Here is a 13,237-nt window from a genome sequence, read left to right on the forward strand (position 1 = left end):
TGGTCAAATATGCAAAAAAAAAGAGGCTTGATCTGCCTCTTGGAATCATATTTTAATTTTAGTTTTTAGGGCTACTTTCTATCCTCGAAGATATCGCCAACCACCTCGCCGATAGTGACCGTTCCGCCGTCACTGACGGGTGCCGGGCTTTCCTGCTCCTTCTTGTTATGGTTCTCCCGGGCGCCGGTTCTGCCCTTTTCCCTGTTCACTTCTCTGATGGAAAGGCGGATTCTCTTTTCCTCTTTATCCACGCTGAGTACCTTGACTTTAATTTCTTCGCCTTCACGCACCACTTCATCGGGAGTTTCCACATGCCGGTCGGCCAGGTGCGAAATGTGCACCAGCCCTTCCACGCCGGGCTCCAGTTGTACAAACGCTCCGAACGGGGCCAGGCGCACCACCTTGGCCGTGATTACAGAACCGACCGGGTATTTTTCTTCCACGTTGTCCCAGGGGTTGGGCAATACTTGCTTGAGCCCCAGGGAGACCTTTTCGTTTTCCCGGTCCACCCGCAATACCATGACTTCCAGTTCATCGCCCACCTGTACCACTTCAGAGGGATGATTAATACGATACCAGGCCATTTCCGAGATGTGCAGCAGCCCGTCAATGCCGCCTATGTCCACAAAGGCGCCAAAACTGGTCAGCCGCCTGACCACACCTTTGACGACCTGGCCTTCTTCCAGGCTGTTTAAGAGTTCTTCACGCTTCCGGGCGGCCTCTTCTTCCAGCACCGCTTTCCGGGAAAGGATAACTTTTCTGCGGGCCCTGTTCAATTCAATGACCTTGGCCTCGATTTCCATGTTCAAGTACTTGCTCAGGTCCTCTACATAACCCATTTCCACCAGCGAAGCGGGGAGGAAAGCGCGTACGCCCAGGTCAACCAGCAAACCTCCCTTAACCACTTCCCGAACGGTCCCTTTTACCGTTTGCCCGCTTTCCTTAACATCTTCCAGGTGAGCCCAGGCCTTTTCGGCATCAGCTTTTTCCTTGGAAAGGATCAGTTTACCCTCGTTATCTTCCGACTTCAGCACATAAACGTCTATCTCATCACCCACATTCACCACGTCCTGTGGGGAATCCACATTGTAGCAGGACAACTCCCTGAGTGGAATGACACCCTCCGACTTGGCGCCCACGTCAACCAGAACCTCGTCCTGGTTGATTTGTACCACAACGCCCTTCACTATTTCGCCGTGGCTGAGCGTCTTGACTTCGACTGCTTCCTCCATTCCCTGCTTCAATTCTTCTTCCTGATCGGCCTGTTCCGGTGCCTCCGGTCCGGTCACAGTCTGTGCCTCAACTTGTTGCTCCTCGATTTTTTCTTCCATCGCGCTTTCTTCCTTGTTGTTCCTTTCCTCGAACTCCATCATTCGACTACAAACCTCCTCAATAATCCAGCCGGGTGTGGATGCGCCCGCCGTTATTCCGACAACCTTCAATCCCTGAAACCATGCAAAATCTATGTCACCGGCAGTTTCGATTTGAAAAACCGGAATTCCGGCAGTACGACAAACTTGAGCCAGTTTAGCCGTATTGGCGCTGTTCTTGCCGCCCAGCACCAGCATGGCGTCAACATTTTGAGCCAATTCCTGCGCTTCTTTCTGCCTTTCCGACGTGGCCAGGCAGATGGTGTTGAATACCCGTACCCGGCTTCCGCTGTCTTTTAAAACATTCACCACAGCGTCCAGATTATCCTGTCGCTGGGTGGTTTGGGCCACGACGCCCACTTCGGGATATGGCCCGAGTGATCGAGCCTGTTCGGCGTCCTTGACCACAATGGCCCGGTTTCCGGACCAGCCTACGATTCCATTGACTTCCGGATGCTCGGGGTCACCTACTATCACCACGGGCAGGTTTTGCTGCGCCAGGTCGTGGACCGTTTGTTGCACCTTGCGCACAAACGGGCAAGTGGCATCAACCACTTTAAGCCCCTTTTGCTCCGCTTTGTTGATAATCTCCGGGGCCACCCCGTGGGACCTGATAATCACGGTGCCCTGTCCGCTGATTTCATCCAAATCGTTTACCGCCACAATGCCCTCGCGGGCCAGCGCCCCGGTTACCTGATCGTTGTGAATCAAGGGACCAAGCGTATATACCGGTCCATCCCTGTCGTGCAAGCTTTTCCGGGCTATTTCCACGGCTCTTTTTACGCCGAAGCAAAAACCCGCTTTTGTTGCCACCTTCAATTCCATAAACTTCACCCCAAGCTGTTTAGTTGCAACCCTATCTCTCAACAACCGCCAGCAGCCGGCCTATTTCCGACATGATATCCCGGCTGACCGCCGCCATTTCATCCCGGGACACTTTGCGTCGGTTACAGGCGGTAATATTCATTGGTTTGCCGATAACAACCTTTACCTGACCCAGAAACCCTTTGGTTCCGCTGACCGCCACCGGCAACAACGGCACACCCCCTTTTATGGCCAACATGGCGGCACCCAAATGGGGATTTAAGAGCTCGCCGGTTTTGCTGCGCGTACCCTCCGGGAAAATCCCCACCACTTCTCCCGCGGCAAGAAGGTCAAGCGCCCGCTTGATGGACGAACGGTCAACCCCCTCGCGCTGAACGGGAAAGGCACCGAGGTTTTTAATAATAAAACCCAGCCCGGGAATCTTAAACAATTCCGCCTTGGCCATAAAAAAAATTCTTCTATTCAGAGCGCAGCCGACAACCACCGGGTCCCAGTAGCTGACGTGGTTTGCCACAACGATCATGCCCTGTCCCGAAGGTAACACCGCATTGCCGGTGACCTTCCACCGGCGAACCAAAAAAAGGATTACCCGGCAGATTATTTTGGCTACACGGTAAAACATTATTTTAACCTCCCTGAAACCTCCGACAGAATCAGATTTACCACCTGTTCCACCGTCATCCCGGAACAGTCGATAATCCTGGCATCGCTGGCCGGTTTCAGGGGCGCAACCGCCCTGCCGGAATCAATTTCATCGCGTTTATTGATATCCCGGATCACCTGGTCATAGTTTATCGAGTACCCGCTTTGCTTTAACTCGGCAAAACGGCGGCGGGCCCGTTCCTCGGCCGAAGCGGTAAGGAAGAATTTAGCTTCGGCATCCGGCAGCACCTGGGTGCCTATATCCCTACCTTCCATCACCACGCCGCCCCGGGCCGCCATTTCCCTTTGCAGCATGGTCATTCTTTCCCGTACGCCCGGCACACGGGAAACCAGCGAAACGGCGCCTGACACTTCAGGCGTTCTGATTTCCTTAGTAACGTCCCTGTTGTTCAAGTAAATACGCGTGTTTCCATCTTCGTCCAAGCGCAGGGAAATGTCGACCCTCCCGGCAATACCGGTCAGGGCCGCCGCGTCATGTATATTTATGTTATCCACTAATGCCTGCAATGTTACAGCCCTGTACATGGCTCCGGTATCGATATAAATATAGCCCAATTTTTCGGCCACCATTCTGGCCACGGTGCTTTTACCCGCACCGGCCGGGCCGTCAATGGCAATCCTGATGCGGTGAGCCATCCAGTTCACTCCGTAAAAATGAATACGAATACCAGGATAATTTCGACATGTGGCGTAAATATCCTCTTTTATATAAAAAATTAACCTGAAAAGGTTAAAAACCCTCCAGGTTTTATTATTTCACACTGATATAACTTAATGTATCAAAAAAAGCCGGGTAGGAGATGTTAACGCATTCCGCTCCCTGGATTACGGTTTCCCCTTCGGCAACCAGCCCGGCCACCGCGGCGGCCATGGCCATGCGGTGGTCTCCGCGGCTGTCGCAGACACCGCCCCGGAGTTTCCGCCCGCCCCGGATGACAAAACCATCGGCTCGCTCTTCAATGTTTACACCCATTTTACCAAGCACATCCACTACGGCGGCAATCCGGTCCGTTTCTTTGTGGCGAAGCTCGCCGGCGTCACGGACCACCGTCTCTCCCTCCGCCAGCGCCGCGGCCACCGCCAGCACCGGTATTTCGTCGATCAGGTAGGGGATGATGTCACCGCCGATTTCCGTACCGGCGAGCCGGCTACTGCGCGCCCTGATGTCCGCCACCGGCTCGCCGCTAATCTCCCTTTCATTCGTTAAAACAATATCGGCTCCCATTTGTTTTAAAATGTCCAGCGCCCCGGTGCGGGTCGGGTTGACCCCGACGCCGGGCAGGATAACTTCGGCCTCCGGCACGATCAATCCCGCCACCAGGAAAAACATGGCCGAAGAGATGTCGCCGGGCACGGCAATTTTTGCGCCCCGCAAGTTCGGCCTGCCCCATACAGCTACCCGTTCCCCCTCGGTTTCCACCCGGGCGCCCAGGTGGCGCAGCAGCCTCTCCGTGTGGTCCCGCGAACGAGTTGGTTCAATCACCACCGTCCGCCCTTCGCAAAACAGACCCGCCAGTAAAACGGCCGACTTGACCTGGGCGCTGGCCACCGGAGACGCGTACTCAATTGCCCGCAAACCGCCGCCCCGGATGGCCAGGGGGGCGCAGGAGTTGCCACACCGGCCCGTGATCCGGGCACCCATGGCGGCCAGCGGCTTGATCACCCGCCCCATCGGCCTCCTGCGCAGTGAAGCGTCTCCGGTAATCACCGAAAAAAACGGGCAGCCCGCCAGAATGCCGGCCATCAGGCGCATGGTTGTTCCGGAATTTCCGGCGTCCAATACATCTTCGGGCTCCCGCAGCGCGTCCATACCCTCGCTTTGCACCACCACCCGCCCCTCTTCCAAGATGACCTTCACCCCGAGGGCGCGGGCCAGGCGGACGGTGGACAAGCAATCCTCGCCGAACAAAAAGTTTTCAATCTCGGTTTCCCCGTGGGCTAAAGCGCCAAGCATCACGGCGCGGTGCGATATCGACTTGTCACCGGGCACGCGCACCTCGCCATGTAAAGTTTTAACCGGTCTGATCCTGGTTTCCAAAACATCACTTCCTTGTTACTTACATTTGGCGCTCCGGCGGCATCAATCGTTCGTTTCGCAATTGCACCCCTATACTCATGGGGGTCCAGCTAGGCTTTTAAGCGGCACTTGATTTCGTTTTCTTGAAGCAACCCGAGGGCGCGTTCTTGCTCTCCCGGCGTGGCGAAACCGATCCTGATGGTTCCGCCGTAGCCCTCCCGGGCGCGTAAAATTTCAATTTCGGAGATGTTGATCCCGGCGCCGGCCAGCATCCCGGCCAGCATGGCGATAACGCCGGGGCGGTCCGGCACGGTGACCACTATCTCATAAACCCGGGGCAGGTAGCCCCTTGACCTGATGGGCAGCTCTGTTCTGATTTTGCCGGCCGCGGTTAAAATCTGCAAAATTTTTTCCCCGTCCCCGCGCCGCAGGGCTGTTTCCAGTTGTTCCACGGCGCCGCGAAACCCGTCCAGGGCCTCCAACACCCTTTCGCGGTTGGAAAGGAAAATATCGCGCCACATTACCGGGTTGCCGGCCGCAATCCGGGTGGTATCCCGAAAGCCGCCCGCCGCCAAGGCCAGCGCCCTGTCTCCAGCCGGCATTCCCGCCACCGCGTTGACCAGGGCCGCCGCCACAAAATGCGGCAAGTGACTGATGGCCGCCGTCACCAGGTCATGCTGTTCCGGGGACATTTCCATTACGTGGGCACCAACGGCTTCCACGAGCCTGCGCATTAAGCCTAGAGCGGCGGGATCGGTCCGGGGGGTTGGCGTTAAAAGGTAAAAGGCGTTTTCAAACAGGTAAGGGTCGGCACCCGCAAAGCCGGCAGTTTCAGCGCCGGCCATGGGATGCCCCCCGACAAACCGGCCCCCGATGGCAGCCTCGGCCTGTTCAACCACGTTCAGCTTGGTGCTGCCCACGTCGGTCACCACGGCGCCTGGTTTCAAGTAATCCCTGATTTCCCGCAACAATCCCGGCGTTGCTCCGACCGGCGTCGCCAGGACCACCAGATCGGCGCCCGCCACGGCCCGGCGCAGTTCCGCAGGCTCGTGGATCGCGCCGCCGGCCAGCGCGGCTTCCAGGTTTTGTTCGTTTGTGTCCACGCCGCTGATATGCCCGGCCAGACCCCGTTCACTGAGAGCCAGCCCCAGCGAACCGCCGATTAAACCAACGCCGATGATGACGCAGCGGTCGATCATTTCAGTTTGCCCATTTTCCGCCCCATTGCCCGGGCAATGTCGCCCAGCTTTTGCATCATGGAGCTGAAATTCTCCGGAGTCAGGGACTGGGGCCCGTCGCACAGGGCTTCGGCGGGGTTGGGATGCACTTCCACCAGCAGCCCGTCCGCGCCGGCCGCTATAGCGGCGCAGGCCATGGGTTCCACAAACCGCCACTTGCCGATGGCGTGACTGGGGTCAACAATCACCGGCAGGTGGCTGAGATATTTGACCACCGGTACCGCCGTTAAATCCAGCGTGTTGCGGGTGTATGTTTCAAAGGTGCGCACGCCCCGCTCACAGAGGATGACATCCCGGTTGCCTTCGGCCAAAATGTATTCGGCAGCCAAAAGCCACTCTTCGATGGTGGCTGATGGGCCGCGCTTCAACAATACGGGCTTGCCGGCCCGGGCCACTTCCCGCAGCAGGGAAAAGTTTTGCATGTTGCGCGCCCCGATCTGTAAAACATCGGCGTACTCGGCAACCAGTTCCACGGTGCGGGGATCCATCACCTCGGTCACGATGCGCAACCCGGTTTGCTCCCTGGCCTCCGCCAGCAGTTTCAGACCTTCTTCCTCCAGTCCCTGGAAGGAATAGGGCGAGGTGCGGGGTTTATACGCGCCACCCCGCAGCAAGGTGGCGCCGGCGGCCCGGATCAATTGTGCGGCCTGCAGTAATTGTTCCCTGCTTTCCACGGCACAGGGGCCGGCCATGACGTGGATGGTGCCTCCGCCTATCTCCAGGTCCCCCACTTTCACCACGGTGGGTCCGTCCATGTAAGCCCTGCTGGCCAGCTTGTAAGGCTGGAGAATCGGCACAACTTTTTCCACGCCCGGCATGGCCTCCAGCGCGTGGTCGCTCAACCTGGTCTTGTCTCCAATGGCTCCGATGATGGTTCTTTCCACTCCCCGGGAAAGATGAGTTTGGAAACCGGCATCCTTTAATTTTTGCAGCACGCGATCTATATCAACATCTTCGGCATTATGGTTCATAATCACAATCATCAATAATCCCCCGCCAATCCTTTCTTTTGTTTGATAGTATTATTTTTTTACAACACCTGGATTTTCTACACACAAAAAAACAAAAACTCCCCAAGGGAGTGACTATGTCTTCATGAAACATCGCCCCCTGCCGTGCTACCGTCATCGTCTTCCATGTGATCGCCAGTCAACTATTCTACCAGTTTAGACCATACTACCGTAGATATATATTAGCATTTTTACCAGTTCGGCGCAACCCGAATGTAAAACACCGCCCAAACCGCCAATCAATCTTTAAGGTCAGGCCGGAGTTTAACGGCATCATCAAGGTAGACGTGTTTTACATCCCGCTGTGCTACGTCTATATTTGCATGCATCAAGACCCTGATGCACCCGCTCATGCTTCCGGGCACGTCCACTTCCTGGGCACAAAGCATCGGGATGTAGCTCCACCCCTGCATTTTCCTGGCACACGCGGCCGGAAAAGCCGCGTTCAAATCGCTGGTCAGGGTAAACATGACGCTCACAATATCACCGGTCGTAATATTGTTTTCACTCATCATGGCGCGGAGAAGCTTGCGCGTGGCCTTGCCGATGGCTTCTTCCGTATTTTCCTTGACCGTAATCGCTCCCCTGATACCGCGCATGGAAAACCCTCCGTTAATCAGGAAGATACCGCCCGGTGGCCAAGCCCGATCGCCACCTCGTCCAGGTGCAACAGGCCCACGCCAAAAAAAACAGCCACGCTGATATGGTCCGCGTAACGGGCAATACCGATTTTCCCGCCCACATTAAGCCCCAAAGCTTTGGGCATAATCTGGCTCAGCGCCTCACGGGTGGCCCCGGCCACGGCGCCCTCGTCGGCATGCACTTCGCGGATCACGCCTTCCCGTTTGGCGGCTACCACGGCCCGTTCCGTTATTTTATTGACCGAGGCGATAAAGTCGCCCCCGTGATCGACTGCGGCCGTTTTTATACCGGCTTTTAAAAAGCGGGCCTTATACTCCTTTTCCTGTTCCCTGCTTTCAGTAAGAGCCATTTTGATCGCGGCCCTGGCCACCTCTCTGCTGCCAACTGGCGGCATGCGCACACCTCCGTCCGTTAATGTTCACCTTTACTTGAGTCGCCTATCTTCACCGTACCCAACCTTTTCGTGGTGCCTTCCACTTTATAAACCCGGCCTTTAACGGGCCACACAACATCCCCGAAAGTTTCAACAACCTTAAATGAAACCGGGTGCTTGTAATATTTCGTATCGATCGCCAGCACGTCGCCGTGGGAAACGGATACGGTTACATAACGGTGCTCGAAGCTTTCCTTTTTCTCGCCGTTGACAAGCACCGCCGCCCTGGGTAAAGTAGTGTAGTCCAGCATTTGAAAGGTAACCAGGTGGTCCAAATCTTCGCTGTTAAAGCCCGAGCCGGCGTTATATTGATCTTCAACTTTACTGACGGTCCGTACCACCGGGTCGTAAACAAACCACTGCACTGTAACGAGCATTACCGCGCAGAGAACCACCACCCGCAACAACCAGCGCTCCAGCCTGGCTCCCCAAAAAAGAAAATCCTTGCGCACGGCATATCACCCTTCTTTTTTTAACATGATATATGCCGCGCCCGTAACGAATATTAACGCAAGTTATATTTTCTTTCCAGGTGTTCGATGGAATTTTTCAACTCACCGTAAATTTTAAACAAGAGCCGTTCCATATCCTGCCGGCTCAAAACCATCCGGCCCGGTTCAATCACTTCAATTTTACGGAAATCTTCCCGGGCGATGAACCGGAGCAAATCTTCAAGGTTTTCGGCCGTCATGGTCAGGATGACCGGGGCGTAGGCAACCTCATTATTAGTGACATCGTCCCATACCGTGTAAACCTCGGCGCTCATGTCAATGTCTTCTATATGTACACCCTGGATGGGCACGTTTCTTAAAAGCGCTACCTGTTGTTCCCGGGCTTCTTCGGCAGCCTTGTCCACCGGCTTGCCGCCGAACAAAAAACGACCGGGCCGGGCCTGTCCCCTGAAATCCAGCCTTATTCTCACCTTGATCTCCCGGTCTTCATTCAAGTCGCCAACGCTCATGCCCAGCGCACCTCCGAGCGATTTTGACACATAATTCTACCGGCAGGCCGGAATTTCCTGCCTCGGGTATTTTTTCATCTTAATTTCTTAATTTTGAGTATCACCGGGCCGGGCCATCTTTTTCAGGCGGGCTATTTCCCTGAAAGTAAGGTGCCTGTATTGGCCGGGTTTTAGACCGCCCAGTTCCAGGGGGCCGATTCGAACTCTGCGCAGCGCCAGCACGGGGTGTCCGATATGCTCGCACATGCGCCGTACCTGCCTGTTCCTGCCCTCGTGGATGGTAATTTCCAGCAGTCCGTTCCCCCCTTTGTCGCTGACCAGGCGAACCCGGGCCGGCGCCGTCGGCCCGTCTTCCAGCGGCACACCCCGGGCCAGCGCCTTCAGCTTTTCCGGCGCGGGCACCCCTTTCACCCGGGCCAGGTAAGTTTTAGGTACTTCGTGGCGCGGGTGGGTCAGCGCGTAAGCCAGGTCCCCGTCATTGGTAAGCAATAATAGCCCCTCGGTATCGTAATCAAGCCGGCCCACGGGGTAAACCCGTTGTTTAATCCCCCGCAATAAATCGGTGACCTTGGCCCTCCCCCGGGGGTCTTTCACCGTGGTGACGTATCCCGCGGGTTTATTTAACAGAAGATAGACCTTTTTTTCCGGCCTTGCCAGGGGGCGGCCGTCAACCTCAACCCGGTCCTTCAACGGGTCGATTTTCAGCCCCGGCGTGGTGACAACTCTGCCGTTTATCTTTACCCTTCCCCGGGCGATCAATTCCTCGCATTGCCGCCGCGACGCCACCCCGGCCCGGGCCATAAATTTATGCAGGCGTTCCATGTTTATTCACCTCAATATAATCATACCACTTTTTCCGCACAACAAAAAAACCCCGGGCCGGGGTTTTAGTATAGCTTAACCAAACATTTTATTGCACACGTAAATCGACGCCACCAGGGTGGTGAAATCAGCGGATAAACCGGAAATAATGGAATAACGGTAGCGGGAAATACCCACCGAGCCAAAATACAGGGTCAACACATAGAAGGTGGTGTCCGAACTGCCCTGCATGGTGGAAACCAGGCGACCGATAAAGCTGTCGGGACCGTTGGTCTTAATGATATCGGTGGCGATGCCCAGGGCGGCTCCGCCGGAAAGGGGGCGCATGATCGCGTGCGGCAGCACTTCGGCGGGAAAGCCCACCATGTTTAAAACCGGCGAAAAAATGTTGACCAGGATGTCAAGCGCTCCCGAAGCCCGGAACACGCTGATGGCCACCAGCATGGCAACCAGATAGGGTATGGTTTTAATGGCCGTGCCGAAACCGTCTTCCGCTCCCTCCACAAAGGTTTCAAAAACGTTAACCTTCCTCACCATCGCAATCAGGGGCACCAATAGCAGCACAACGGGAATGGCCCAGCGGGAAAGATCCGACACTATGCCGAACATTATTTTACCTCCCCCGGCTAGATAAATATCTCAGCAGTCTGTCCATGCATACGGCAACCGTCATCCCTGCAGCGGTGGCAAAAATGGTGGTACCCACGATCTCGGTGGGGTCCGCCGACCCGTAAATCAGCCTGATCCCAATGATGGTGGTGGGGATCAGAGTGATGCAGGAAGTATTTAAAGCCAAGAAAGTACACATGGCGTCGGTTGCCGTTTTAGGGTCCCCCCGGTTCAGTTTTTGCAGTTCCTGCATGGCGATCAACCCCATGGGCGTCGCGGCGTTGCCCAATCCCAGGATGTTGGCGCTCAAATTCATCACTATCGCCCCCATGGCCGGGTGATCCTTGGGCACGCTGGGAAAAAGAAAGCTCGTGACCGGCCGGACCATCCGGGCCAGCGCGCGCACCAGCCCGGCCGCCTCGGCCAGTTTCATGATCCCCAGCCAGAAAGTGATGATGGCGATCAGATCGATGGAGGTCTGCACCGCGAACTGCGCTCCCTCCAGGGCCGCCTTGGTCACCAATTCCACGTTGCCGTTTACCGCGGCCACCAGTACCCCGACCACGATCATGCCCAACCAGATGTAATTGACCATGCTTGTAATCTCCTTGCGTTATGGTATATTTAATCAATATGACCGGGTTGTCCCAAATATGAAAAAATCCGGGCCGGTTTCAAGACCCGGATTTTGATGTCACCGCGGCCGGCTGAACCACCGGTTTTCGCCATCCAATAAACTAATCATTGCATATCACCGCAAATGAAGAAACAGGGCATTGCCGTCCCTGTCTTAAATCAGCTTTTTCTTTATTATACCGCATAACCCGGACCGGCGCACCCTTTCGTGGATTGCCGCGGTGTCTGTTGTATACAGCCCCCTTTGTTTCATCCTTTCAAAATAAACAGACCCCGAAAAGGTGTATTTTTTGGCCAGTCCCTCCGGTTGTTTGATCTCCCGGTGCATAAAGCTGATTATGTCACCGGCGGCCAGGTCGTCCGGCAACGCCAACGGTTCCTTGCCGGCAAGCAGGCGCACGGCGTTGTGCCCGGCCAGCAAACCGGTGACAATGGCCTCGGTATGGCCCACCAGCGGGCCGGTTTTTTCCCCGGCGCAGAACAAATTGCTTACTCCTTCCACCTGCAGGGTGTCATTGCAGTAGGCCATGGCCATGAACCGCACCGAGTTTCCCCTGCCCCCGGAATAAGGATCGGCATAGCGGGCATTGACAAAACCCGGCAAGTCTCTCAGTTTTTCCAGGGGGAAAAAGGGCGTCATTAACTTGGCGTGCCCTGTATCCAGGATAATTAAATTCCTGGCGTATTCCTCCAGGGCGTACTGCTGGCATGCCTTGGTACCAAGCAGTTCTTCCTTGTGCATTTCAGCGGTTAAAGGAACAACCAAAACGCCTTCCCGATCCAGCTGTTCCACCAGGTGCGGCGCAAGGGAACCTTTTTCCAGTTTACAGGAACCGCTCATGGCTTCAAAGCGCGCCAAACCTTCCCCCGCCCTGATTTCCGGCAGGCCCGCCCTGGCCGTGACACTGGTGCGCGGGCCAAAGGTGGGACAGCGCAGTATACACATGGCGCACCCGGAGCCAAAGCGGGTGCAGTACTTGGCCGGCCCCGCGGAACCGGTGGTATCGATAAACACATCGCCGTGCAGCATTTCATTGGTGGAAGTAACCACGCCGTTAATCCGGCTGTTGCTTAAAAACACATCCGTCATCCTGGTTTGCAGCTTGATTTCGACACCATACCGGGATAAAAAGTTTCGCACCGCCGGTTCAATTTTAGTCACGTCATAAAGCATGGCATGCCTGTGTCCCGGGAAATCGATGCAGTCATGCCTGGATACGGATTTGATTAGTTCAACCAGCTCTTCACCGCCCAGGGCACGGGTTTCCTCCAGGGCGGTAAACCTGCCGTTGTTGCACATAATTCCGCCCACCAGCCCGGTGCCAAGCAGCATATCCGTTTTTTCCAGCATCAAAACATCCGCCCCCGCGCTTTTGGCCGCAAATGCGGCCGCGCAGCCGGCCCAGCCGCCGCCCACGATAATAACCTTCATCTTCATCCTCCTTCAGGAGGCCGCATGCTCCCGTATTATTATATTCCGGCACGCTTTTAAAGTTCACCGGATAAAAAGCAAAAAGGCCCGCTCAAGCAAGCCTTTGTCAAACAAGTTTCCTATGTATAACTTTTCCGGATCAGTACGGGTTCCGGTTACTATCCTGCCTGTTGGCCTTATTTGCCGCGCGCCGTTCCAATATCCCCTGAAACTGGTTGATCAACTGCGGGGCCAGGTCAATCAGCCTGTCGTAAATGGCGTTGCCGTCCACCGGCAGCATTCTCACCTGCCCGTTCCCGGCCACCAAAAAGCCCACGGGCTTCACCGACATTCCGGCGCCGCTTCCCCCGCCGAATGCGGGTATCGAGTTTTCACCCTGCTCTCCATCCTTGCCCTCCCCGCCAAATTCAAATTCACTGCCGCCCGCGCCAAAACCGCACGCCACCCTGGAAATAGGAATAATTACGCTGCCGTCGGGTGTTTCCACCGGTTCCCCCACCACTGTGTTGACGTCCACCATTTCTTTGATACTTTCCATGGCCGTTTTCATTAATCCTTCAATGGGATGTTGCTCCATGC

The 13,237-nt window shown here is 55.7% G+C and carries 15 protein-coding genes; all 15 read right to left on the reverse strand.

The features are described from left to right. Window positions 1-71: 71 nt before the first annotated feature. The 15 genes from IT084_RS03395 to ytfJ all read right to left on the reverse strand — a co-directional run bounded on the left by IT084_RS03395 (window position 72) and on the right by ytfJ (window position 13,235). Window positions 72-2,195: a bifunctional 4-hydroxy-3-methylbut-2-enyl diphosphate reductase/30S ribosomal protein S1 gene (locus IT084_RS03395; protein WP_195711123.1), complete on the reverse strand. Its 2,124-nt coding sequence runs from the start codon at window positions 2,193-2,195 to the stop codon at window positions 72-74. A 31-nt stretch (window positions 2,196-2,226) separates the two neighbouring features. After that, window positions 2,227-2,817: a 1-acyl-sn-glycerol-3-phosphate acyltransferase gene (locus IT084_RS03400; protein ID WP_195711124.1), complete on the reverse strand. Its 591-nt coding sequence runs from the start codon at window positions 2,815-2,817 to the stop codon at window positions 2,227-2,229. Next, a complete protein-coding gene (cmk, locus tag IT084_RS03405) occupies window positions 2,817-3,494 on the reverse strand; it encodes a (d)CMP kinase (RefSeq protein WP_195711126.1) in 678 nt (225 codons plus the stop codon). Before cmk ends, IT084_RS03400 begins: the two co-directional genes overlap by 1 nt. A 115-nt stretch (window positions 3,495-3,609) precedes the next feature. Beyond that, window positions 3,610-4,896 carry a 3-phosphoshikimate 1-carboxyvinyltransferase gene (gene aroA / locus IT084_RS03410; protein ID WP_195711127.1) on the reverse strand — a complete coding sequence of 429 codons (1,287 nt, stop codon included), beginning with the start codon at window positions 4,894-4,896 and terminating at the stop codon, window positions 3,610-3,612. A gap of 89 nt (window positions 4,897-4,985) precedes the next feature. Continuing rightward, window positions 4,986-6,074, reverse strand: coding sequence for a prephenate dehydrogenase (locus IT084_RS03415; RefSeq protein ID WP_195711128.1), 1,089 nt, complete (start codon window positions 6,072-6,074; stop codon window positions 4,986-4,988). Further along, window positions 6,071-7,096, reverse strand: a complete 1,026-nt coding sequence (gene aroF / locus IT084_RS03420) for a 3-deoxy-7-phosphoheptulonate synthase (RefSeq protein ID WP_195711129.1) — start codon at window positions 7,094-7,096, stop codon at window positions 6,071-6,073. Before aroF ends, IT084_RS03415 begins: the two co-directional genes overlap by 4 nt. A gap of 266 nt (window positions 7,097-7,362) precedes the next feature. Next, the gene (gene aroH, locus IT084_RS03425; RefSeq protein ID WP_195711130.1) at window positions 7,363-7,722 is read right to left on the reverse strand and encodes a chorismate mutase; all 360 of its coding nucleotides are present in this window, start codon (window positions 7,720-7,722) and stop codon (window positions 7,363-7,365) included. Window positions 7,723-7,739: 17 nt separating this feature from the next. Continuing rightward, complete coding sequence (locus tag IT084_RS03430) at window positions 7,740-8,159, reverse strand: HutP family protein (RefSeq protein ID WP_195711131.1); 420 nt, start codon at window positions 8,157-8,159, stop codon at window positions 7,740-7,742. 17 nt (window positions 8,160-8,176) lie between these two features. Continuing rightward, window positions 8,177-8,650, reverse strand: a complete 474-nt coding sequence (locus tag IT084_RS03435; protein ID WP_195711132.1) for a hypothetical protein — start codon at window positions 8,648-8,650, stop codon at window positions 8,177-8,179. A 53-nt stretch (window positions 8,651-8,703) separates the two neighbouring features. Beyond that, window positions 8,704-9,159, reverse strand: coding sequence for a hypothetical protein (locus IT084_RS03440; RefSeq protein WP_195711133.1), 456 nt, complete (start codon window positions 9,157-9,159; stop codon window positions 8,704-8,706). A gap of 87 nt (window positions 9,160-9,246) precedes the next feature. After that, window positions 9,247-9,981 carry a pseudouridine synthase gene (locus tag IT084_RS03445; protein ID WP_195711134.1) on the reverse strand — a complete coding sequence of 245 codons (735 nt, stop codon included), beginning with the start codon at window positions 9,979-9,981 and terminating at the stop codon, window positions 9,247-9,249. Between the two features lie 75 nt (window positions 9,982-10,056). Further along, the gene (locus IT084_RS03450; protein WP_195711135.1) at window positions 10,057-10,590 is read right to left on the reverse strand and encodes a spore maturation protein; all 534 of its coding nucleotides are present in this window, start codon (window positions 10,588-10,590) and stop codon (window positions 10,057-10,059) included. A 4-nt stretch (window positions 10,591-10,594) separates the two neighbouring features. After that, window positions 10,595-11,185 carry a nucleoside recognition domain-containing protein gene (locus tag IT084_RS03455; RefSeq protein ID WP_195711136.1) on the reverse strand — a complete coding sequence of 197 codons (591 nt, stop codon included), beginning with the start codon at window positions 11,183-11,185 and terminating at the stop codon, window positions 10,595-10,597. A gap of 195 nt (window positions 11,186-11,380) precedes the next feature. Continuing rightward, window positions 11,381-12,658, reverse strand: coding sequence for an FAD-dependent oxidoreductase (locus IT084_RS03460; RefSeq protein ID WP_195711137.1), 1,278 nt, complete (start codon window positions 12,656-12,658; stop codon window positions 11,381-11,383). 139 nt (window positions 12,659-12,797) lie between these two features. Further along, window positions 12,798-13,235 carry a GerW family sporulation protein gene (gene ytfJ / locus IT084_RS03465; protein ID WP_195711144.1) on the reverse strand — a complete coding sequence of 146 codons (438 nt, stop codon included), beginning with the start codon at window positions 13,233-13,235 and terminating at the stop codon, window positions 12,798-12,800. Window positions 13,236-13,237 lie beyond the last annotated feature (2 nt).

The sequence above is a fragment of the Desulfallas sp. Bu1-1 genome (assembly GCF_015594625.1).
Classification (GTDB): domain Bacteria; phylum Bacillota; class Desulfotomaculia; order Desulfotomaculales; family Desulfallaceae; genus JADNRQ01.